Source organism: Tritonibacter sp. SIMBA_163, assembly GCF_046535935.1.
GTDB lineage: Bacteria > Pseudomonadota > Alphaproteobacteria > Rhodobacterales > Rhodobacteraceae > Epibacterium > Epibacterium scottomollicae.
Map to the genome: position 1 here is coordinate 1 of NZ_JAWJBP010001061.1, position 245 is coordinate 245.

Annotated in this window: 1 protein-coding gene; it reads right to left on the reverse strand. The window is 72.2% G+C overall.

The features are described from left to right. The coding region (locus R0J92_RS25595; RefSeq protein ID WP_411053756.1) for a benzoate/H(+) symporter BenE family transporter at positions 1-245 on the reverse strand (245 nt) is incomplete at both ends.

The following is a 245-nucleotide window of genomic DNA, read 5'->3' on the forward strand; positions in this document are numbered from 1 at the left end:
GGCGCCGGAATCGCGGCGACGGCCCGGCCGAGCGGGCGAAAAAGGCCCGCGAAGACGATCAGCATGCCGCAGACGAGAAACGCGCCGACCGCAGCCGGAAAGCCGCCCTCTACGGTCCCCGCCGAGACCAGCAGCGCAGCCCCGGGGGTCGACCAGGCAATCGAGACGGGCAGCCGCGTCCAGGCGCTGAGCACGATGGCGCAGACGCCCATCGACACCGAAAGCGCCAGAAGCCCCGATGCCGC